Source organism: Albidovulum denitrificans (assembly GCF_002973535.1).
Taxonomy (GTDB): Bacteria; Pseudomonadota; Alphaproteobacteria; order Rhodobacterales; family Rhodobacteraceae; genus Albidovulum; species Albidovulum denitrificans.
Genome location: NZ_PVEP01000002.1, coordinates 354,016 through 375,365 on the forward strand (window position 1 = coordinate 354,016; position 21,350 = coordinate 375,365).

Annotated in this window: 24 protein-coding genes; 14 read left to right on the forward strand and 10 right to left on the reverse strand. The window is 67.3% G+C overall.

Annotated features, from left to right (window positions below):
- Nucleotides 1–256 precede the first annotated feature (256 nt).
- The 4 genes from LX70_RS07455 to LX70_RS07470 all read left to right on the forward strand — a co-directional run bounded on the left by LX70_RS07455 (nt 257) and on the right by LX70_RS07470 (nt 3,319).
- The gene (locus tag LX70_RS07455; protein ID WP_105513925.1) at nt 257–1,447 is read left to right on the forward strand and encodes an RSP_2647 family RNA methyltransferase; all 1,191 of its coding nucleotides are present in this window, start codon (nt 257–259) and stop codon (nt 1,445–1,447) included.
- Nucleotides 1,444–2,004, forward strand: a complete 561-nt coding sequence (locus LX70_RS07460; RefSeq protein ID WP_105513926.1) for an RSP_2648 family PIN domain-containing protein — start codon at nt 1,444–1,446, stop codon at nt 2,002–2,004. The genes LX70_RS07455 and LX70_RS07460 overlap by 4 nt, the downstream gene beginning before the upstream one ends.
- Nucleotides 2,005–2,101: 97 nt before the next feature.
- Nucleotides 2,102–2,449 (forward strand): cupredoxin domain-containing protein, encoded by a 348-nt coding sequence (locus tag LX70_RS07465; protein ID WP_105513927.1) that lies wholly within the window; start codon nt 2,102–2,104, stop codon nt 2,447–2,449.
- Nucleotides 2,450–2,467: 18 nt separating this feature from the next.
- Nucleotides 2,468–3,319, forward strand: a complete 852-nt coding sequence (locus LX70_RS07470) for an FTR1 family iron permease (protein WP_105513928.1) — start codon at nt 2,468–2,470, stop codon at nt 3,317–3,319.
- Nucleotides 3,320–3,412: 93 nt separating this feature from the next.
- Here the strand turns inward: LX70_RS07470 and LX70_RS07475 are convergent, their stop codons facing one another.
- Genes LX70_RS07475 through LX70_RS07505 form a run of 8 tightly spaced genes read right to left on the reverse strand, consistent with a single transcriptional unit; the run spans nt 3,413 to nt 9,188 of the window.
- A complete protein-coding gene (locus LX70_RS07475) occupies nt 3,413–4,114 on the reverse strand; it encodes a M48 family metallopeptidase (protein ID WP_105513929.1) in 702 nt (233 codons plus the stop codon).
- 46 nt (nt 4,115–4,160) lie between these two features.
- Complete coding sequence (locus tag LX70_RS07480; RefSeq protein ID WP_105513930.1) at nt 4,161–4,769, reverse strand: DedA family protein; 609 nt, start codon at nt 4,767–4,769, stop codon at nt 4,161–4,163.
- The gene (locus LX70_RS07485; protein ID WP_105513931.1) at nt 4,766–5,119 is read right to left on the reverse strand and encodes a hypothetical protein; all 354 of its coding nucleotides are present in this window, start codon (nt 5,117–5,119) and stop codon (nt 4,766–4,768) included. The genes LX70_RS07480 and LX70_RS07485 overlap by 4 nt, the downstream gene beginning before the upstream one ends.
- Entirely contained in the window at nt 5,116–6,297 is a 1,182-nt protein-coding gene (locus LX70_RS07490; RefSeq protein WP_105513932.1) for a vWA domain-containing protein, read from the reverse strand. The genes LX70_RS07485 and LX70_RS07490 overlap by 4 nt, the downstream gene beginning before the upstream one ends.
- A gap of 4 nt (nt 6,298–6,301) precedes the next feature.
- Nucleotides 6,302–6,466 (reverse strand): hypothetical protein, encoded by a 165-nt coding sequence (locus tag LX70_RS20695; RefSeq protein WP_170076142.1) that lies wholly within the window; start codon nt 6,464–6,466, stop codon nt 6,302–6,304.
- Entirely contained in the window at nt 6,463–7,836 is a 1,374-nt protein-coding gene (locus LX70_RS07495) for a DUF2927 domain-containing protein (protein WP_105513933.1), read from the reverse strand. Before LX70_RS07495 ends, LX70_RS20695 begins: the two co-directional genes overlap by 4 nt.
- Nucleotides 7,836–8,291, reverse strand: a complete 456-nt coding sequence (locus LX70_RS07500) for a GNAT family N-acetyltransferase (RefSeq protein WP_105513934.1) — start codon at nt 8,289–8,291, stop codon at nt 7,836–7,838. Before LX70_RS07500 ends, LX70_RS07495 begins: the two co-directional genes overlap by 1 nt.
- A 57-nt stretch (nt 8,292–8,348) precedes the next feature.
- Nucleotides 8,349–9,188: an AAA family ATPase gene (locus LX70_RS07505; protein WP_105513935.1), complete on the reverse strand. Its 840-nt coding sequence runs from the start codon at nt 9,186–9,188 to the stop codon at nt 8,349–8,351.
- Between the two features lie 180 nt (nt 9,189–9,368).
- Here LX70_RS07505 and dksA point away from each other — a divergent pair, with 180 nt between their 5' ends.
- Nucleotides 9,369–9,791 (forward strand): RNA polymerase-binding protein DksA, encoded by a 423-nt coding sequence (gene dksA, locus LX70_RS07510; protein ID WP_105514169.1) that lies wholly within the window; start codon nt 9,369–9,371, stop codon nt 9,789–9,791.
- 76 nt (nt 9,792–9,867) lie between these two features.
- Entirely contained in the window at nt 9,868–11,046 is a 1,179-nt protein-coding gene (locus tag LX70_RS07515; protein ID WP_105513936.1) for an FAD-dependent monooxygenase, read from the forward strand.
- Nucleotides 11,047–11,142: 96 nt separating this feature from the next.
- Here the strand turns inward: LX70_RS07515 and xth are convergent, their stop codons facing one another.
- Nucleotides 11,143–11,922: an exodeoxyribonuclease III gene (gene xth / locus LX70_RS07520; RefSeq protein ID WP_105513937.1), complete on the reverse strand. Its 780-nt coding sequence runs from the start codon at nt 11,920–11,922 to the stop codon at nt 11,143–11,145.
- A gap of 328 nt (nt 11,923–12,250) precedes the next feature.
- Nucleotides 12,251–12,577: a HesB/IscA family protein gene (locus tag LX70_RS07525; RefSeq protein ID WP_105514170.1), complete on the reverse strand. Its 327-nt coding sequence runs from the start codon at nt 12,575–12,577 to the stop codon at nt 12,251–12,253.
- A 78-nt stretch (nt 12,578–12,655) separates the two neighbouring features.
- On the opposite strand from LX70_RS07525, the gene LX70_RS07530 reads away from it, so the two are divergent.
- From LX70_RS07530 to LX70_RS07565, 8 genes are all read left to right on the forward strand, one after another.
- Complete coding sequence (locus tag LX70_RS07530; protein WP_105513938.1) at nt 12,656–13,840, forward strand: deoxyguanosinetriphosphate triphosphohydrolase; 1,185 nt, start codon at nt 12,656–12,658, stop codon at nt 13,838–13,840.
- Nucleotides 13,841–13,916: 76 nt separating this feature from the next.
- Nucleotides 13,917–15,749, forward strand: coding sequence for a cation:proton antiporter (locus LX70_RS07535; RefSeq protein ID WP_105513939.1), 1,833 nt, complete (start codon nt 13,917–13,919; stop codon nt 15,747–15,749).
- A 69-nt stretch (nt 15,750–15,818) separates the two neighbouring features.
- On the forward strand, nt 15,819–17,564 hold the full coding sequence (argS, locus tag LX70_RS07540; RefSeq protein WP_105514171.1) for an arginine--tRNA ligase: 1,746 nt from the start codon (nt 15,819–15,821) through the stop codon (nt 17,562–17,564).
- Nucleotides 17,565–17,648: 84 nt separating this feature from the next.
- Entirely contained in the window at nt 17,649–18,665 is a 1,017-nt protein-coding gene (locus LX70_RS07545) for an SPOR domain-containing protein (RefSeq protein ID WP_105513940.1), read from the forward strand.
- On the forward strand, nt 18,665–19,672 hold the full coding sequence (locus LX70_RS07550) for a glycoside hydrolase family 3 N-terminal domain-containing protein (protein WP_105513941.1): 1,008 nt from the start codon (nt 18,665–18,667) through the stop codon (nt 19,670–19,672). Before LX70_RS07545 ends, LX70_RS07550 begins: the two co-directional genes overlap by 1 nt.
- Nucleotides 19,665–20,453 (forward strand): segregation and condensation protein A, encoded by a 789-nt coding sequence (locus tag LX70_RS07555; RefSeq protein ID WP_105513942.1) that lies wholly within the window; start codon nt 19,665–19,667, stop codon nt 20,451–20,453. Before LX70_RS07550 ends, LX70_RS07555 begins: the two co-directional genes overlap by 8 nt.
- 44 nt (nt 20,454–20,497) lie before the next feature.
- A complete protein-coding gene (gene scpB, locus LX70_RS07560; RefSeq protein ID WP_105514172.1) occupies nt 20,498–21,097 on the forward strand; it encodes an SMC-Scp complex subunit ScpB in 600 nt (199 codons plus the stop codon).
- A gap of 9 nt (nt 21,098–21,106) precedes the next feature.
- Complete coding sequence (locus tag LX70_RS07565; protein ID WP_105513943.1) at nt 21,107–21,319, forward strand: hypothetical protein; 213 nt, start codon at nt 21,107–21,109, stop codon at nt 21,317–21,319.
- Nucleotides 21,320–21,350 lie beyond the last annotated feature (31 nt).

The following is a 21,350-nucleotide window of genomic DNA, read 5'->3' on the forward strand; positions in this document are numbered from 1 at the left end:
CCGGCGCCAAGGGTGTCGGCGCGGCGGGGCCACTGTTCGGGCCGGGGTGTAGCATGATCCGTTAGCGCTAACAACCCTTGCCGGATGGCGATCCGACAGGCGGCGGCAGGGGCGCGTTTCGGTTGGGGAAAGTCTGCGCGCCCGTCCGGGCGACGTCAAGGCGGGGCCGGTCACGGGTGCCGCGAAAGGGCCGGGGGCTTTCGCTTCGCCGCGCTTCGCACTAGGGAAGGGGCCTGTCCAGCCTCCGGGGGTACCCATGACCTATCCCGTTATCCGTCTCAGGCCCAAGGCCGATGCCCGCGCGGTGCGCCACGGCTTTCCCTGGGTCTATGCGGATGAGCTTGTGACCGACCGGCGGACACAAGGGTTGACCCCCGGCACCATCGCGGTGCTTGAGGATGCCGAGAGGCGGGCGATGGGTGTGGTCACGATCAACCCGAAATCGAAGATCATCGCCCGGATGCTGGACCGCGACGCCGGGGCCGTTATCGACCGCGACTGGATCGCCGCGCGTCTGGCCCGCGCGCTGACGCTGCGCGAGACGCTTTTCGACGCGCCCTTCTACCGGCTGGTCCATGCCGAGGCCGACGGACTGCCCGGCGTCATCATCGACCGCTTCGGCGAGGCGGCGGTGATCCAGCCCAACGCTGCCTGGGCCGAGGCGATGATCGTCGACCTCTCCGCCGCGCTGGCCGATGTCACCGGCGTCACCGCCATCGTCAAGAACGCCACCGGCCGGGCGCGTGGGCTTGAGGGGCTGGATGAGGAAACCGGCATCCTCGCGGGCAAGATCGACGGCCCGCTGCCGGTGCCGATGAATGGCGCGACCTATCTGGCGGACCTCATGGGCGGGCAGAAGACCGGGCTTTTCTACGACCAGCGCCCGAACCACGCCTTCGCCGCCCGGCTGGCCGGGGATGCGCGCGTCCTTGACGTCTTTTCCCATGTCGGGGGCTTTTCGCTGGCGGCCCTTGCGGGCGGGGCCACCTCGGCTCTGGCGGTCGACGGATCGACCCCGGCGCTGGAGCTTGCCGAAGGGGGCGCGCGGGCCATGGGCATGGGCGACCGCTTCGCCACCCGCAAGGGCGACGCCTTCGCGGTGATGGAGGCGCTGCGGGGCGAGGGGGCGCAATTCGACCTCGTCATCTGCGACCCGCCCGCCTTCGCGCCCGCCAAACCGGCGCTAGAGGCGGGGCTGCGCGCCTATGAGCGCGTCGCGCGCCTTGCCGCGCCTCTGGTCGCGCCGGGGGGCTTTCTGGTGCTTTGCTCCTGCTCCCACGCCGCCGACCTGACGCAGTTCCGCAATGCCTCGGCCCGTGGCATCGGGCGCGGCGGGCGGCGCTCACAACTGATCCACACCGGCTTTGCCGGGCCGGACCATCCGCAACTGCCGCAACTGGCGGAGTCGGGTTACCTCAAGGCGCTGTTCTTCCGGCTTGACGGATGAAGGCGCTGCTGGATGCCTGCGTCCTTTATCCGACGGTGCTGCGGGAGATCCTGACAGGCGTCGCGCGGGCGGGGCTTTACACCCCGCTCTGGTCCGACCGCATCCTTGAGGAATGGGCGCGCGCGACGGTGAAACTCGGCCCCGGCGCGGAGGATATCGCGCGGGGGGAAATCGCGGTCCTGCGGGCGGCCTTCCCGGCCGCTTCGGTCCCGCCCAGACCGGGGTTGGAGGTGCGGCTGCACCTGCCGGACCCGAACGATATCCACGTCCTTGCCGCCGCCATCGCGGGCGGGGCCGATGTGATCGTTACCTTCAACGCGCAGGATTTCCCCCGTCAGACGCTGGCGGAGGAAGGGTTGCGCCGGATGGACCCCGACGAATTCCTGCGCGCGCTTCATGCCACCACCCCCGGCCCGGTCGAAACCGTGGTCGAAGAGGTCCGCGCCCGCGCCGAAGAGCTGTCGGGCGAGGCGCAACCCCTGCGCCCGCTTCTCAAACGCGCGCGGCTGCCGCGTCTGGGCAAGCTTTTGTCGGGCCGGGCGGCCCCTCACGGGTAGTTTACTCTTTCACTCAGAAAATCCTTTATCCGACCAAAAGACTGGGTTATGCCGGTCCCGGCCTCACCCGCCAGAACCGACTCGCAGGAGAAACCCCATGTCCCGTGCCGCCACCCCCTTTGCCCGCCTCGGCCTTCTGGCCGCCCTGACCGTCGCGGGCGCGGGCGCCGCCAGTGCCGCCCCCGTCGTGATCGAGTTCAGGGACGGCGTCATCACCCCGCAGGTGGTCGAGATCGCGGCAGGCGAACCGGCGGAACTGCTGATCCGCAACACCGGCACCTCGGCCGGGGAGTTCGAGAGCAAGGCGCTGAAAAAGGAAACCGTTGTCGGGCCGGGCAAAGAAATGACCGTGAAGCTGCCCGCCCTGCCTGCGGGCGACTACGCCTTTGTCGATGAGTTCCATGAACGGCAGGACAGCGCCAGGGGTACCGTCACGGTCAAATAAGGGGGGGGGGGCGGGGTCATGTCCGGGCAGATCATCTTCGTCATCTGGCGCGAAAGCATCGAGGCGCTTCTGGTCATCGGCATCCTGTCAAGCTGGCTCCGGCGTGAGGCGGCGACAGGGGCGGTCGGCGCGCGGGCCGGGCGTTACCTTTGGGGCGGTGTCGGCGCCGGGCTTGGCGTGGCGCTGGTCTTCGCGGCGATGGTGCTGGGCTTTGCCGAGATCATGCCGCCAGTCCTGCGCGATGACATGATGACGGCGATGGTCTTCCTTGCCGCCGGGCTGATCGTGCAGATGGTCCTCTGGATGCGCCGCCACGCCCGGACGCTGAAGCGCGATCTGGAATGGGGGCTGAGCGATGCGGCGCGGTCGGGCCATTGGTGGACCGTCTTCATCCTCGCCGCGATTGCCGTGGCGCGCGAGGGCAGCGAAACCGTGGTCTTCCTTTATGGCATGCTGGCGGGGGCGGCGGGGACCAGCCTTTTGGGCGTCCTTGGCGCCATCGCAGCCGGCTTCGCCATCGCCTTCGCGACCTATGCGCTGATGCAGCTTGGCAGCCGCCTTCTGCCTTGGGGCCGCTTCTTCCGCATATCCGAGGTCATGCTGCTGCTTCTGGGCTGTGCGCTGTTCACCACCGGGCTGGAAAAGCTGGTCGGGGCGGGCATCCTGCCGTTCCACGCGCCGCTTTGGGACATGGGTGGCATCCTTGACGACAGCGGCCCGGTGGGCGGTGTGATCGCCTCCCTGACCGGCTACCGCGCCGCGCCGGACTGGGTGACGCTGGCGGGCTGGGTCGGTTACTGGGCCTTCGTGACGGCGGCGCTGGCCTTCGTGACGCGGCGTACCCGGCTTGCGGTGCAGCGGGCGGGCTGATCCTATAGCATTTCGGGTTTGCACTGACTCAGAATTCGAACTTATTTCGTTCGAATTCTGATACTTGCTTTCTCAACGCAAACCCGAAACGCTTTAACGGATGGGCGTGACGTTCACGCCCCACTTCGCCTCGTTCCGCTCAATCGCCGCGATACGTTCGGCGGCCTTGGGATGGCTCAAGAGCCAGGCGGGCTGACCAACCCCCGCCGCCCCCGTCAACTTCTCCAGCTTGCGGAACAGCGACTTCTGCGGCCCGGTCCCGATCCCCGCCTTGATGAGCAGGGCAGAGGCCCATTCATCGGCCTCATATTCATCCCGGCGGCTGAGACGCGCGGCCAGAAGCGAGGTGACAAGCCCGGCAAGGAAGATGCCGACAAACGGGATCAGCCGCCCGAGGAGTGAGGCCAGCGCCACATAGACCGCGTTCTGGCCGGAAAAGTCGATCATCCGCCGCCGGGCATGACCATGGGCGATATGGCCCAGCTCATGCGCCACGACGCTGGCCATTTCCGGCCCCGTCACCGTGCCTTCGCGGTATTTCCGCACGAACCCCTCGGTCAGGAAGATCCGCCCGTCCGGCGCCGCCAGCCCGTTCACGGGGGCGATGGCGAAGACCCGGACCGGCACATGGGGCAGGTCCAGCGCGCGGGCCAGCCGGTCGATCTCGGCCTTCAGGCCGGGATCGTCCAGGGGCCGCGACTGCGCGTCCAGCATCTTCTTCGTCCGCCAGGCGGAGAAGTGATACATCAGGACCGCGTAGAGAATGGCCAGGAGGATCGGGGTCAGCTTCAGCATGAGGCGAATATGGGGGCGAGGGCGGCGAAGGGGTAGCCCCGTGCGGTCACGAGGACGGGCCACGCTTGCCGCTGCGGCCTAGATGGATCAGCCAAAGCCCCAGCAGGATCACCGCCGCCAGCCCGCCGACAAGGCCAAGGGCGGAGGACAGAAGCTCACTCGCCGCCTCAAGGTTGCCTGCAAAGCCATAGCCCGCGCCGGTGTAAAGCGTGACCCAGACGGTTTCCCCCGCAAGGCTGCCCAGCGTGAAGGCCCGCCAGCCAAAGCCCGAGGCCCCGGCGGCGAGGTTGGCCCAGGGGCCGACCGGGCTGAACAGCCAGCGGGTCAGGAAGATCGCGGCGAACCCGCGCCGCAGCATCATCGCCCGCGCGCGTTCCAGCAGCGCCGCGCGTTGCGGCCGGGCGGACAGACGCGCGACCAGCGGCGGGCCGCCTTGGCGCCCGGCGGCATAGCCGATCTGATCGCCCAGAAGCGCGCCCGCCAGCGCCGCCCCCGCGACCTGCCACAGCATCAGATCGCCCGAGGCCGCAAACCCGCCCGCCGCCAGCATCAGGATCGAGGACGGCACCGGCAGCGCCAGGCAGGACAGGAACGTCACCACGGCCACCAGCCAGGTCCCGTAATGCGGCACCAGTTCCAGCAGCCATTCGGTCATTCGACCGGGGCCTTCGCCCTTAGAACGGCGATCGCGGCCGAAACCTCACCCAACACCTGCGACAGCGGCACGCCGCGCGTCTCGGCGATCTCCTCGAACGAATGCGGGCGGTCGGATTTCAGCGGCAGGTTCAGTTCGGCCAGCAACGCCCCGCGCGGGATATGCCAGCTTCGCGCCACATAGCCCGGCGTCATCCAGCCTTCCGGCACCTGATTGCGATGGGCGGGATCGGTCCAGTAGACGGCAAAAAGGACGAAGCGCACGGCGAAGAACAGCGTCACGGCCAGTGCCGCCAGAAAGGCCAGAACCGCGATCCGGTGATCGCGCCAAAGCCGCGCCAGCGTGGTCATGTCAGCACCTTCATGGCCTGCGTGATCCCCGACAGCGTCAGCGGGAACATCGCCCCTTCGAAAATCTGCCGGATCATCCCGACCGACTGGGTGTATTGCCAGTGCCGTTCGGGCAGGGGGTTCAGCCAGACGTTGTTCGGCCATTGCGCGCGGGCGCGGTCCAGCCAGACCTGGCCCGCCTCGGCGTTCCAGTGTTCGTTGGCACCGCCGGGATGGGCGATCTCATAGGGCGACATCGACGCATCGCCGACAAAGATCGCCTTGTAGTCGCTGCCATAGGTGCGCAGCACCTCATCCGTCGGGGTCTGCCGGTCCCAGCGACGACGGTTGTCGCGCCAGACGCCTTCGTAAAGGCAGTTGTGGAAGTACAAGGACTCGAGATGCTTGAACTCGCTCCGCGCGGCGCTGAACAGCTCCTCCACCACCTTCACATGCGGGTCCATGGAGCCGCCGACATCGAGGAAGAGCAGCACCTTCACGGCATTGTGACGCTCGGGCCGGGTCTTGACGTCAAGATAGCCGTGTTCGGCGGTGGCGCGGATCGTGCCGGGCAGGTCCAGTTCCTCCACCGCGCCCTCGCGCACCCAGCGGCGCAGGCGTTTCAGCGCCACCTTGATGTTGCGGGTGCCAAGCTCCACCTGATCGTCGAAATTGCGGAATTCGCGCTTGTCCCAGACCTTGACGGCGCGCTGGTGGCGGGACTTCTCCTGCCCGATCCGCACGCCTTCGGGGTTGTAGCCATGCGCGCCGAAAGGGGAGGTGCCGCCGGTGCCGATCCATTTCGACCCGCCCTGATGGCGGCCCTTCTGCTCCTCAAGCCGCTTCTTGAGCGTCTCCATCAGCTTGTCGAAGCCGCCAAGCGCCTCGATCTGGGCCTTCTCCTCTGCGCTCAGATGCTTTTCCAGCATCTTCTCCAGCCATTCGCGCGGCAGATCGACCGCCTCGATCACCTGGTCGGCGCTGATCCCCTCAAGCCCCTTGAAAGCCTCGGCAAAGGCGCGGTCGAAGCGGTCCAGATGGCGTTCGTCCTTCACCATCGCGGTGCGGGCGAAGTAGTAGAACCCGTCGATGTCATAGGTCACAAGACCCGCCGCCAGCCCTTCCAGAAACCCCAGATATTCGCGCAAGGTGACCGGAACGCCGGTCCTGCGCAGGGTTTCGAAGAAGCCAAGGAACATCGGCCTAGCTCATGCGCTGGATGAGGATCGTCAGGAAAAGCCCCAGAATTGCGAGGAAAATCGCGTGGACGGCCGCGTATTGCAGCCTGTCGAACATATTGCCGCCGCGCTTGGTTGCCCGGACATAGCCGATGACGGCGCCGAGCAGGATGGCGGTGTAGAAGATCATCTTGGCCTCGATCGGTTGAGGGGCGAAAGCGCCGCGATCTCATCAATCTGGCGGCGGACTTCCTTGTCCGGGCCGAAGCCATAGCGCGCCCAGCCCAGACTGTCGAGGCGGGTGCTGCGCGCGGCATCGTCGCGCCCTTGCAGCGTCAGCGCCTCGGCTTTCATGGCGAGAAGCGTGGCGAGAAGGGCGGCGTTCTCGGCCTCGGCGGCATGGGGCAGCGCGCCGTCGGCCAGTGCGATGGCCAGATCGGCGTCGCCCTGGGTCAGCGCGAAGGCGGCAAGCTGCATGTCGGCATGGGCCGACTGGATCGCCAGAAGCGGGTCGGCGTGATAGATGCGGCCCGCAGTCATCAGCGCCTCGGCCGCCGCGACCGGATCGTCGGGCAGCGAGAGGCGGCCAAGGATCAGCCAGGCAAAGCCCGCGCGGGTGTCGCGCCAGCCCATGTCCCCGGCGATATTCACGGCAGAGCGCGCGGCCGCGCGACGTGCGGCGCGCCCCGATCCGTGGCCAAGCGCGGTTTCGATGGCGCGGGAAAAGGCCACGGGCGTCGGGCCGGGATGGCGGGCGGTGCGCCCCGCACCGGCCGGGTTCAGCCGGGCGAGGATCGCGGGCAGGCGCGCGGCGACCTCGCCCTTCGTCATGCCGCTGTGAAGCTCGGGCGCATAGGTCGCGCGCAGCATCAGCATGTCGAACCCGGTCAGGACGGTGTGGATATTGTCGTCGTTGAAGACCGAATCCGGCAGCCGGTAAAGGTCGTTCAGCGGACCCAGCGCCTGGGCCAGTTCCTCATGCAGGCAATCGCGAACCTCCTGCGGGGCGGTGTCGTTGGGGATGAAGATCGCGGCGGTGCCGCGTTCGGTCAGCGTCGCCCAGTCAAGCTGATCGCGCCCCGCGCGGCGGTAGTCGGTCCAGGACCGGACGCGCGGCGCGACAAAGCAGGCCGCCCCCGGCACGATTCCATGCAGGCGTTTGCCGGGCAGGAACTCGATCGTGATCGTGGCCTCGGCGGCGTCTGTGCGGGTGATGGCAATCCCCGCCTCGGACCGAAGCCGCGCCAGCAGCGCGTCCAGATCGCGGGTCGCGCTTGCCGGGGCGGGGCCGGTGACGCGGAGCGTGATCGGGCCTTCGTAGCGCGTCAGCACCGGCAGGTCGCGCCCGGTTTCCAGCCGGAAGGACAGGTCGAGGAAATCCTGCGCCATATCCGCATTCGCCCGCTGCGGCGGCCGCCCGGCATGGGGCGAAAACTGCCGCATCCGGGGCAGGGTGGAGAGGGTCGAGGAAAGCCGCCCGGCCGATGGTGCCTCGACCGTCGGGACGCAAGCAGCCAGCGCCGCCAGCGCCAGCGTCAGGGACAGGAACGTCCGCCGCATCAGGGCCGCTGATACTTGATGAAGGGCGTCAGCGTGGCGATCCGGTCGTAAAGCTGGCGCGCCGTCGTGTTGAAGTCCTGCGTCATCCAGTAGACGGTCGCGGCCCCGTGGTCGTCGGCGGCGGCATAGACCGCCTCGATCAGCGCGCGCCCGATGCCTTTGCCGCGCATTTCGGGGTCTGCGTAAAGGTCCTGAAGGTAGCAGGTATCGGCCTCGGCCCAGCAGGTCCGGTGGAAAAGGTAATGCGTCAGGCCCACGGGGCGCCCGTCAACAAGGGCGATGAAGCCTTTGAATTCGTTTTCTTTTCCCGACAGAAGCCGGGCGAAGGTCGTGGCATAGACCTGCTCTGGCCGTTCGGTTTTGTAAAACGCCAGATAGGCACGCCAGAGGCGGCGCCACTCGGCTTCGTCCCCGGCCTCGATCGGGCGGATCACGACGGAGGGATGGTTGGACATCGCACACCTCATCTGTTGCCCGGCCACTCTAGCGGCAGGTCACGCGCCCCGCCAGCGCTACCCGCGCCCGCGCGCCAGGAAGGCAAGCCGCTCGAACAGCGCCACGTCCTGTTCGTTCTTCAAAAGCGCGCCGTGCAGCTTCGGCAAAAGGCTGGACGGATCGCGCCGCAGATCCTCGGGCGCCAGATCCTCGGCCAGGATCAGTTTCAGCCAGTCCAGCACCTCGGACGTCGAAGGTTTCTTCTTCAGCCCCGGCGTCTCGCGGATTTCGTAGAACTGGGTCAGCGCGGTGGCCAGAAGCCCCTCCTTGATGCCGGGGAAATGCACGTCCACGATCTGCTTCAGCACCTCCACCTCGGGGAAGCGGATGTAGTGGAAAAAGCAGCGCCGCAGGAAGGCGTCGGGCAGTTCCTTTTCGTTGTTCGAGGTGATGATGACGATGGGGCGATGCTTCGCGCGGATCGTTTCCCCCGTCTCGTAGACGAAGAATTCCATCCGGTCGAGTTCCTGCAACAGGTCGTTCGGGAACTCGATGTCGGCCTTGTCGATCTCATCAATCAGAAGGACCACCTTGCCGTCCGCCTCGAACGCCTGCCAAAGCTTGCCCTTGCGGATGTAATTGGCGACGTCATGCACCCGTTCGTCGCCCAGCTGGCTGTCGCGCAAGCGGCTGACGGCATCGTATTCGTAAAGCCCCTGCTGCGCCTTGGTGGTGGATTTCACATGCCATTCCACGATCGGCAGCCCCAGCGCGCCCGCGACCTGGCGCGCAAGCTCTGTCTTGCCGGTGCCGGGTTCGCCCTTGACCAGAAGCGGACGTTCCAGCGTGACGGCCGCGTTCACCGCGACGGTCAGGTCGTCGGTCGCGACATAGGTTTCGGTTCCGCTAAATTTCATGGCCGTGACAACACCTTGGGCAACGGGATCGCCGGACTAGTACCCGCGCCATCAATTTGCCGCAAGAACGGACTAGGGCTAGTGACAACCCCCCCGGCTTGGGATATGGGAGCGCCCGTGAGGTGCCGGACTATGTTTAACAATGTTGAACCGAAAGCCGGCCGGCAGAAGGAAGCGGACATGAAGCCAGAGGTCTTTCTTCCCGACGATTACCGTCCGGCCGAAGACGAACCCTTTATGAACGAACGCCAGCTCGAATATTTCCGCAGGAAATTGCAGGTCTGGAAAGAGGAACTGCTCGAACAGTCGGCGGAAACGCTTGAGGGTCTGCAAGACAGCGCCCGCAACGTCCCCGACATCGCCGACCGCGCGAGCGAGGAGACAGATCGCGCGCTGGAACTGCGCACGCGGGACCGTCAGCGCAAGCTGGTCTCGAAGATCGACGCGGCGCTCAGGCGGATCGAAAGCGGCGAATACGGCTATTGCGAGATGACGGGAGAGCCGATCTCTCTCAAGCGGCTGAACGCGCGGCCGATCGCGACCATGACGCTGGAAGCGCAGGAACGTCACGAACGGCGCGAGCGGGTTCACCGCGACGACTGATCCCGGTACGGGGCGCGGCAACGGAACCGGCACCGGGCTTGATGGCTCCGGTGCCTTTTTTCTTTCGGGGGATGACATGCTGAACGACCGCAGGGTGACGGTTCTCGGCGCCGGGGTCGCGGGGCTGACCGTGGCGCGGGCGCTGGCGCTGAAGGGCGCGCATGTCACCGTGCTGGAACAGGCGCCCGAGATACGGGAGGTCGGCGCAGGTCTGCAAATCTCGCCCAACGGCGCGCGGGTCCTGTCCGCCCTGGGCCTTGGCGCGGCGCTGGACGGGATCGGCATCCCGGCAGAGCGGGTGGACCTGATCGACGGCGAAGGCGGCGGGCGTGTCGTCTCGCTTGACCTTCGCTATGGCGGGCAGGGGGGGCATTTCCGCTTCGTCCACCGCGCCGACCTGATCTCCATCCTGGCCGAGGCGGCGCGCGCGGCGGGGGCCGAAATCCGGCTTCTGCAGCAGGTCTCCGACGTGACGCTGGGTCAGGGCGCGCCGCAGCTTCACATGGCCAACGGGGCCGAGGTGGAGGCGGATATCCTGATCGGCGCCGACGGGCTGCATTCGAAGGTGCGTCAGGCCCTGAACGGGCAGGTCGCGCCCTTCTTCACCGGCCAGGTCGCCTGGCGCGCGACGATCCCGGCCGAGCCGGGCATCGCCCCCGTGGCGCGGGTCTTCATGGGGCCGGGGCGGCATTTGGTGACCTATCCGCTGCGCGGCGGCAGCCTGCGCAACATCGTCGCGGTCGAGGAGCGGCGCAAATGGGTCGAGGAAAGCTGGAACCTGACCGACGACCCGCTGGCCCTGCGCATCGCGTTCGAGAATTTCGTGCCGGAACTGCGCGGCTGGCTCGACCGGATCGAGCGGCCAAATCTCTGGGGTCTCTTCCGCCACCCGGTGGCGGAGAACTGGCACGGCCATGGCGCGGCGATCCTGGGCGATGCCGCCCACCCGACGCTGCCCTTCCTCGCGCAGGGCGCCAACATGGCGCTTGAAGATGCCTGGGTGCTGGCCGCCTGCCTGGCGGAACGCGCCCCCGATCAGGCCTTCGCCGCCTATCAGGCGCAGCGTCGCCCGCGTTGCGCGCGCATCGTCGATGCCGCCACCCGCAACGCCCGCAACTACCACCTGTCGGGCCTGACGCGCGAGGTCGCGCATATGGGCCTGCGCCTTGCCAACCGGCTGGCGCCGAAATCCATGCTGCGCCGGTTTGACTGGCTTTACCGCCACGACGTGACCGGCGGGCAGGGCCGGGGCTAAAGCGTTTCGGGTTTTCGTTGAGAAGGTAAGTGTCAGAATTCGAACGAAACAAGTTCGAATTATGATTCGGTGTACACCCGAAATGCTATAGAGCGATCAGGCCGCCAGCTCGATCCAGACCGGAACGTGGTCCGATGGCTTGTCGCGCCCCCGCACCCCCTTGTCGATCCCCGTGCCGGTCAGCAGGTCCGCCGCCTGCGGGCTTAGCAGCAGGTGGTCGATACGGATGCCGTTGTTCTTCTCCCAGGCGCCCGCCTGATAGTCCCAGAAGGTGTAGACACCAGGGCGCGGATCGGTGGCGCGGATCGCCTCGGTAAAGCCGAGGTTCAGGATCCGGCGAAACGCCGCGCGGCTGTCAGGCAGGAACAGCGCATCCTCGCGCCAGACCTCGGGCCGTGCCGCATCCTCGGCCTGCGGGATGACGTTGTAATCGCCCGCCATCACCACCGGCATCTCACTTTCCAGAAGCGCCCCGGCGCGCGCCTTCATCCGCGCCATCCACGACAGCTTGTAATCGTATTTCGGCCCCGGCGCGGGGTTGCCGTTGGGCAGGTAAAGCCCGCAAAGCCGCACCGCCGTCGCGCCCACCACCGTCGCCTCGATCCAGCGCGCCTGCTCGTCGGCATCGTCGCCGGGCAGGCCGCGCATCACATCTTCAAGCGGCAGCTTCGACAGGATCGCGACGCCGTTGAACCCCTTCTGGCCATGGGTCTCGACGTTATAGCCCCGCTCCTCGAAGATCTCGCGCGGAAAGCCCTCATCGACCGACTTGATCTCCTGCAAGAGGACCACGTCGGGCGCGGCCTCCTCCAGCCAGGCGGGCAAGGCTTCGATCCGCGCCTTGATGCCGTTGATGTTGAACGTGGCGATTTTCATCACGCGCCCCCTGTTGCCCGGCGGCCATCTTCGCCCGGCGCGCAAGGCTCCGCAACCCGGCTGCGATGCGGATCGGAAAAATCCACGCGCGCCCTGCCCGGCATCAGGGGGCCTCAAGCCCCGCCGGGCCAGCGGCCGACCGCCCCCCAGGGCGGCCGCTCCTGCGAGGTTTCCTGCAAAACGGAGGTCCGGGGGGGCGGCACGATAAAGCGATACCCACGACCGGCGCAGCGGCCCCCCGTGGCCGTCCGCCGCCCCGGCGGCTTCTTCGTTGCAAAAATACTCAATGCGCCCCCCCACCACGGGCGGGACGCCTGAGGTCAGGCGCTCAGATCGAAAAACTCGTCCCGCAGCCGCAAGAGGAGGTCGCGTTCGGGTTCTCCACCACGAAGCGCGCGCCGATCAGCTCATCGGCGAAGTCGATCACCGCATTGGTCAGGAACGGAAGGGAGACGCTGTCGACCAGCACCTTCTGTCCGTCCTTCTCCAGCACCAGATCGTCCTCACCCGGATCGTCCAGCCGGATGTCGTATTGAAACCCCGAACAGCCGCCGCCCTCGACCGCGACGCGCAGCGCCTTGGCCTCTGCGGCGTCCTCGTTGATCTCGGCCAGCCGCGCGAAGGCGCGGTCGGTGACTTTGGGGGGCAGCGTCAGGGTCATGGCAAAGCCGGTGTCAATTCGTTCACCAACCGAATATATGAAGCCCCGACAGAGGCGACAAGAAGCAGGACCATGACGCTTGCACCCTATGCCTGCCAGCCGGAAGACAGCCGGGGGCGGCTTTATCCCGAAACCATGTCCACCTTCCGCTCGCCCTTTCAGCGCGACCGGGACCGGATCATCCATTCCTCGGCCTTCCGCAGGCTGAAACACAAGACCCAGGTCTTCGTGGAGCATGAGGGCGATTATTACCGCACCCGCCTGACCCATACGATCGAGGTAGCGCAGGTCGCGCGCACGATCGCCGGGCATCTGGGCCTGAATACCGACCTGGCCGAGGCGGTGGCACTGGCGCATGATCTTGGCCATCCGCCCTTCGGCCATACCGGCGAGGATGCGCTGGCGGAACTGATGGCCCCTTACGGCGGCTTCGATCACAACGCGCAGGCGATCCGCATCGTCACGAAACTGGAACGCCATTACGCCGATTTCGACGGGCTGAACCTGACATGGGAGACGCTGGAAGGCATCGCCAAGCATAACGGCCCGGTGATCGGCCCCCATGCCAGCGGATCGCATTCCGTCGGCGATCCGGCGCTCTTGCCCTATGCGCTGGCCGAATTCAACGCGGCCTATGACCTTGAACTCCACACCCAGGCCAGTGCCGAGGCGCAGGTGGCGGCGGTGGCCGATGACGTGGCCTATAACCACCATGACCTGCATGACGGCTTGCGCGCGGGGCTTTTCACCGAAGCCGACCTGATGGAGCTTCCCGTCACCGCCCCCGCGTTCGAGGAGGTGGACCGCCTTTACCCCGATCTTGACCCGATGCGGCGGCGGCATGAAGCGCTGCGCCGCGTCTTCGGCGCGATGGTGGAAGATGTGATCGCCGTCGCCCAGACCCGCCTTCAGGCCGCCCAACCCCAGTCGGCGGCCGAGATACGCGCCATGCCGGGGACGATCATCCGGTTTTCCAAGCCGCTTTACCAGAACCTCAAGGCGATCAAGTCGTTCCTCTTCACCCGCATGTACCGCGCGCCCTCCGTGGTGGAGGAGCGGCAGCGCGTGACGGCGATGATCAACGACCTCTTCCCGCTGTTCCTGAACGATCCGGGCCTTCTGCCGGACGAATGGCACCCCGATGTGGCCCGCGCGAAGGATCAGACCGACCTGGCCCGCATCGTGCTTGATTACGTCGCGGGGATGACCGACAGGTTCGCTATACAGGAACACCAGCGGCTTTTTGGCGAAAGCTGACGCGCTGGATTTGGAACCCGGCGCGATTGGCGGCATTGTCGCGTTGCGGGTTGTGTAAAAAGGGGGCGGGGGGTTCATGGCGGCGGAACAGGTGGCAGGGGCGATGAGCCCGATCATGGCCTTCGCGGTGGTCGGCGTCCTTGGCGTCGGCAGCCAGTGGCTCGCCTGGCGGCTCAGGCTTCCGGCCATCGTGCTGATGCTGGCGGCGGGCATCCTTGTCGGGCCGGTGCTGGGCCTCTTCGATCCGGCCCGCGACATCGGGCCGCTGACCGGGCCGCTGATCTCCCTTGCCGTTGCGGTGATCCTGTTCGAGGGCGGGTTGACGCTCGACTTTCACGAACTGCGCGACGCCCGGCACGGGGTGCGGCGGCTGGTGGTGATCGGCGCGCCGCTGGGCTGGCTTCTGTCCACGCTGACGCTGCGCTACGGCGCGGGGCTTGGCTGGGAATCCGCAACCGTCTTCGGCGGTATCATGGTTGTGACCGGCCCCACCGTCATCGCGCCGCTGCTGCGTCAGGCGCGGCTGTCGCGGCGGCCCGCGCAGCTTTTGCAATGGGAGGCGATCGTCAACGACCCGATCGGCGCACTGGCGGCGGTTCTGGCGCTTGAGGTGGTGCTGACGCTGCGCACCTCGGAGCAGCTTGGCCATGCGCTTTGGACCGTGGCCTTCGGCGTCGCCATCGCGGCGATTATCGGGCTGGGCGTGGGGTTCGCGATCTCGCGCGCCTTCTGGCGCAACCGGGTGCCGGAATTCATGAAGGTGCCGGTCCTCTTCGTGGCGCTGATCGCGTGCTTCGCGCTGGCCGATACGGTCCTGCATGAAAGCGGCCTTCTGGCGGTCACGGTGATGGGCCTTGTCATCGCCAATTCCGACCTGCCGAGTTTCGTCGAACTGCGCCGGTTCAAGGAACATGCGACGATCCTTCTGGTCTCGGGCGTGTTCATCCTGCTGGCCGCCTCTCTCGATTTCGCGATGGTGCAGAAGCTGAGCTGGCGGACAATCGTCTTTGTCCTGGCCGTGGTGCTGATCGCGCGGCCCTTGACGGTGCTTTTGTCGCTGGTCGGCACCGACCTGCCGCGCAAGGAACGGCTGTTGATCGCGCTGACCGGGCCGCGGGGCGTGGTTCTGGTCGCCGTCGCGGGCCTTTTCGGCGGCCGTCTGGCCGAGGCCGGGGTGGCGGACGGCGATCTGGTGGCGCCCCTGGCCTTCGCGCTTGTGGTCTTCACCGTCGTCCTGCACGGCTTCACCTTCGCGCCGCTGGCCCGCTGGCTTGGCCTCAGCGCCGCCGAGGCGCCGGGGGTGCTGCTGGTGGGCGGCTCGCGGTTCACCACCGGGCTGGCGGAGGTGTTGAAGAAGGCGGGGGTGGAGGTGCTGATCTCCGACCCGAACCACGCCCATCTGATCCGGCCCCGTGCGCTGGGCATCCGCACCTTCTATGGCGATATCCTGTCGGAGGCGGCCGAACATCAGGTGGAACTGCTGAGCTATGAAACCCTTCTGGCCGCGACCGACAACGACGCCTACAACACCCTTGTCGCCACCGACTTCGCGCCCGAATTCGGCCGTGACCGGACCTGGCAGATCGGCCGGGCGAAATCGGACAAGTCGCGCCACGCGCTGCCGACGCAACTGGGCGGGCGGCCCTTCGCGGCCGGGCGCACCCATGATGCGCTCGACGGGCTGATCGAGGAGGGGTGGAGCTTTCGCGCGACAAAGCTCAGCGAGGAATTCGCCATGGCGGACTGGCGTGAAAAGCGGCCCGACGCGATCCTTCTGGGGACCATCGGGCCGAAGGGAACGCTGCGCCTGCTGGCGGGTGACAAGGACCCCGATGTGGCCGCCGGGCATCGCCTCGTCTTCCTGCTGCCGCCCGGAACCGCCGTGGAAGAACCCGCGCCCGCCGTCTGATCGGCCCCCCGGCATTGACGGCGCGGGCGGCCTCTGGCATTGCCGGGCCGACGTCAGGGATTGATGAAAATGAACCTCTTTGCCGAGATCCGGGCGCTGGTCGTGGCCAGCCTTGATGAAATGGTGGCGGCGGGCGACCTGCCTTCCGGCGTCGACTTCGCCGCCGTGGCGGTCGAACCGCCGCGCGACGCCGCGCATGGCGACATGGCGACGAATGCCGCGATGGTGCTGGCCAAACCCGCCGGTCAGCCGCCGCGCGCGATCGCCGAAAAGCTGACCGCGCGCTTGCAGGGCAGGGGGGGCATCACCTCGGCCGAGGTCGCGGGGCCGGGCTTTTTGAACCTGCGCCTTCAGCCGGAAAGCTGGCAGGGCGTCGTCCGTTCCGCGCTGGCCGAGGGGCGGGATTTCGGCCGTTCCGACCTTGGGCGCGGGCGCAAGGTCAATGTCGAATTCGTCTCGGCCAACCCCACGGGGCCGATGCATGTCGGGCATACCCGTGGCGCGGTCTTCGGCGACGCGCTGGCAAGCTTGCTGGATTTCGCGGGCCATGAGGTCACGCGCGAATATTACATCAACGATGGCGGCGCGCAGGTCGATGTGCTGGCGCGGTCGGCCTATGAGCGCTACCGCGAGGCCTGCGGGCTGGAACCCGAAATCCGCGAAGGGCTTTACCCCGGAGATTACCTGATCCCGGTGGGCGAGGCGCTGAAGGACAAATACGGCGACAGCCTGCTGGACAAGCCCGAAGCCGACTGGCTGGCCGATCTGCGCGACTTCGCCACCGCCGCGATGATGCAGATGATCCGCGATGACCTCGCGCTTCTGGGCGTGAAGATGGATGTCTATTCGTCCGAAAAGGCGCTTTACGGCACCGGCAAGATCGAGGGCGCCATCGACCGCCTGCGCGGGATGGGCCTGATCTACGAAGGCACGCTGGAGCCGCCGAAGGGCAAGTTGCCCGAGGACTGGGAGGAACGCGAGCAGACCCTGTTCCGCTCCACCGCGCATGGCGACGATGTGGACCGTCCGGTGAAGAAATCGGACGGGTCATGGACCTATTTCGCGCCCGACATCGCCTATCACTTCGACAAGGTGACGCGCGGTTTCGATCAGTTGATCGACATCCTCGGCGCCGACCATGGCGGCTATGTCAAACGCCTGAAAGCCGTCGTTTCGGCGCTGTCGGACGGGAAAGTACCGCTTGAGGTCAAGCTGATCCAGCTGGTGAAGCTTTTCAAGAACGGCGAACCCTTCAAGATGTCGAAGCGCGCCGGCACCTTTGTCACGCTCCGCGACGTGGTCGAACAGGCGGGCGCCGATGTGACGCGCTTCGTCATGCTGACGCGAAAGAACGACGCGCCCCTCGATTTCGACTTCGACAAGGTGCTGGAACAGTCGAAGGACAACCCGGTCTGGTATGTGCAATACGCCCATGCCCGCGTCTCATCGGTGATCCGCAAGGCGGGGGAGGCCGGGATCGCCGCCGATGACGCGACGCTTGGCCAGGCCGACCTTGCGAAACTGTCGCATGACAGCGAACTGGCGCTGGCCCGCAAGATCGCCGAATGGCCGCGTCTGGTTGAGATCGCCGCGCGCGGGCAGGAGCCGCATCGCGTGGCCTTCTACCTTTACGAACTGGCCTCTGACCTGCATGCGCATTGGAACCGGGGCAATGACGATACCTCGCTGCGCTTCATCCAGGACGGCGATGCGGCCACAAGTCAGGCGAAAATCGCCCTCGCGCGGGCCGCAGGCGTTGTTATTTCCGCCGGTCTTGGTATTCTCGGCGTCACTCCGGCGGAAGAAATGCGCTGATCAAAGGCGCCGCCGTCCGGGGCGAAGCAGGCAAGAAGCGGAACGGCGTCCCGTCAGGGGCGCGTTCGGCGGGCGAGGCAGAGCATGGCGGACGCGGATTACGACGATTACTATGAGTATGGCGGTTACACGCCGGGTCATGCTGCCGGGGACGGTGGCGGGCGCTGGCAGCGGCTGATCAATGGCGCCGGGGCGCTGACCTCTCTGGCGCTGATGGCGGGCATCGCGGTCTGGGGCTACAAGCTGGCGGTGCGCGACGTGAACGGCATCCCGGTGATCCGGGCGCTGGAAGGTCCCGCGCGCGTCGCCCCGGAAAATCCGGGCGGGGAGCTTGCGCTCCATCAGGGCATGGCGGTGAACCGCATCGCTGCCGAAGGCACCGCCGGGGAACCGGCCGACCGTCTGACGCTGGCCCCCGCGCCGACAGGGCTGGCCGAGGATGACACCGCGATGGGGACGCTGTCGGGGACCAACCGCGACATGGGCGAGGACGGGGCGAAATTCGTCCGCGTGCCGCAGGGCGACGAACGCCTGCAACCGGCGGCGATGCGCCCGATCGAACCCTTGCCCGATGGCCCGGCAGAGCCGATCAACACCGAGGATGGCGCGCCCTTCGTCGCGCCCGACCTGATCCCGGCTTCCGTGCCGGGCGTGTCGCGTTCCCTTCTGCCCGCGCGGAAACCGGCGACGGGGCAGGGCGCGACTGTCAGCGTGCCCGCCTCTGTGGACGCGACCGAGGCCGGCGCCGCCAGCGATGAATTCGACGCGGTGGCCGAGGCCGCCGCCGCCGCCGTCCTTGCCGCGATGACGCCCGAGGCGGAGATCGACCTGAACGCCGCCACGCTGGCGCCGGGAACCCGCCTTGTCCAGATCGGCGCCTACCCGAACGAGGCCGAGGCACGGCTGGAATGGGACAAGACCGCCACCCGCTTCGCCGCCCTGATGCAGGGCAAGCACCGGGTCATCGAAGAGGCGACCAGCGGCGGGCAGACCTTCTACCGACTGCGGGTCGAGGGCTTTGCGGGGGCCGAGGATGCGCAGGCCTTCTGCGCCGCGCTCAAGGCCGAAAACGCCGTCTGCGTTCCCGCCACGGTGAAGTGATGGCCCTCTCGGCGACGGTGCTGGGCTGCGGCGGGGCGGACCTCTCCGCCGATGAGGCAGCGTTTTTCCGCGACGCCGCGCCCTGGGGTTTTATCCTCTTCGCCCGCAATGTCGAAACGCCCGACCAGTTGCGCCGCCTGACCGGCGGTCTGCGTGACGCGGTGGGGCGTGACGCGCCGATCCTGATCGACCAGGAAGGTGGCCGGGTGCAGCGCCTGCGCGCGCCGCATTGGCGCGAATACCTGCCCCCCCTGGATCAGGTCGCCATGACCGGCGCGGCGATGGAACGCGGGATTTACCTGCGCTATCGCCTGATCGCGGAAGAACTACGCGCCGCTGGCATCGACGTCGATTGCGCCCCTTCGGCGGACCTCGCCACGCCCGGCACGCATCCCTTTCTGCGCAACCGCTGCTTTTCCGACGACCCGGAGACGGTGATCCGCGCCGCCCGCGCCGCGGCCGAGGGACTCGCCGATGGTGGCGTGCTGCCGGTCGTCAAGCATATGCCGGGGCACGGCCGCGCGACGCTGGACAGCCACCATGAGCTGCCCCGCGTCACCGCGCCGCTGGAGGAACTGGAAGCCACCGATTTCCGCTGCTTCGCGGGTCTTGCCGACCTGCCGATGGCGATGACCGCGCATATCGTGTTTGACGCGCTGGACCAGGACGCGCCCGCGACGGCCTCGCCTGCCGCCATCGCCTATATCCGCGACCGGATCGGCTTCACCGGGCTGCTTCTGTCCGACGACCTGTCGATGCAGGCGCTGTCCGGCACGCTGGCCGAGCGCGCGGGCCGGGCCATTGCGGCGGGCTGCGACATTGCGCTGCACTGCAACGGCAAGATGGACGAGATGGAGGGCGTCGTGGCCGCCGCCGGACCGCTCTCCGGCCCCGCGAAAATCCGCGCGGGGGCCACACTTGCCAGCCGCCGGGCGCCGTCTGCCATTGACTCAAGGGCGCTTGCCGCCGAACTTGGGGCGCTTTTGGAAACCAGCGCCCATGTCTGACCCCACCGGGTTCGAGGAAGATCACCAGACCGTCAGCGACCGGCTTGCCGCCGAGGCGCTGATCGTCGATGTCGACGGGTTCGAAGGGCCGCTCGACCTGCTGTTGATGCTGTCGCGCACCCAGAAGGTCGATCTGCGCAAGATCTCGGTCCTGCAACTGGCCGAGCAATACCTGACCTTCGTCGACAAGGCCAAGGTCCTCAGGATCGAACTGGCGGCCGATTATCTGGTCATGGCGGCCTGGCTCGCCTTTCTGAAATCGCGCCTGCTGCTGCCGCCCGACCCGCAGGACGAAGGGCCATCGGGCGAAGAACTGGCCGCGCATCTGGCCTTCCAACTCGAACGCCTGCAAGCCATGCGCGAGGCGGCGGCGCAACTGATGGCGCGCGACCAGATGGGGCGCGACTTCTTCGTGCGCGGCCTGCCCGAAGGCGTCGCACGCATCCGCCGTGTCACCTACTCCGCCACGCTTCTCGACCTCATGCAGGCCTATGCCCGCATCCGCACCAAGGACGAGTTCCGTCCCTATGCCTTCGACCGCGACCATGTCTTTACCATGGAACAGGCGCTCGACCGGATGCGCGGGCTGATCGGGTTCGCGGGCGAATGGACCGACCTGTCCAGCTATCTGCCCGATGGCTGGTCCGCCGATCCGGCGCGGCGGCGGTCGGCCACGGCGGCAACCTTCGCCGCCTCGCTGGAACTGGCCAAGCAGGGGCAGATCGAACTCAGGCAAGGGGAAACCTTCGCCCCCATCTCCATCAGACGGAAGCCGACGTGACAGAGACCGACGAAAAGGAACAAAGCCTCTTCGAGGCGCCGCCGATGGGGGAACAGGAGCGGATGGTCGAGGCAATCCTTTTCGCCTCTGCCGATCCGGTGACGGTGGCGGAACTGGCCGCGCGGATGCCCCATGGCGCCGACCCGGCCGAGGCGCTGGTCTATCTGCGCAAGCGCTATGACGGGCGCGGGGTGCATGTCGTGAAGGTGGGCGACGCCTGGGCGATCCGCACCGCGCCCGATCTGGGCTTTCTGATGCAGAAAGAGACGGTTGAGCAGAAAAAGCTTTCCCGCGCGGCGATCGAGACGCTGGCGATCATCGCCTATCACCAGCCCGCCACCCGCGCCGAGATCGAGGAAATTCGCGGCGTCGCGGTCAGTCGCGGCACCATCGACCAACTGCTTGAACTGGAATGGATCCGCTTTGGCCGTCGCCGCATGACGCCGGGACGGCCGGTGACCTTTGTGGTGACGCAAGGGTTCCTTGACCATTTCGGCCTCGAATCCGCGCGCGACCTGCCGGGGCTGAAGGAATTGCGCGCCGCAGGCCTTCTCGACAGCCGCCCGCTGCCCGGCGGGCAGGGCGCGGGCGACGAGGAGGAGGGCGAGGATCTGGCCGGGCAGAGCGAGCTTTTCGAGGATTGAGGTCAGGATATGAGTGTCAATCGCTACGTCACCATGGTGGTGAACACGGTGATCCGGCAATTGGTGAATATCGGCGTCAACAAGGGCTTCACCTGGCTCTCGCGCCGCAATCCGCCCAAGACCCCGGCCGCGCCCGCCGCCGATGCAAGGCAGCGCCAGCAGGCGCGTGAGACGGCCAAACGCGCGCGCCAGGCGGCAAGGATCACGCGGCGGCTGCGGTAGGGGCGTTCAGGCATGGAAGGTAATTGAGCGC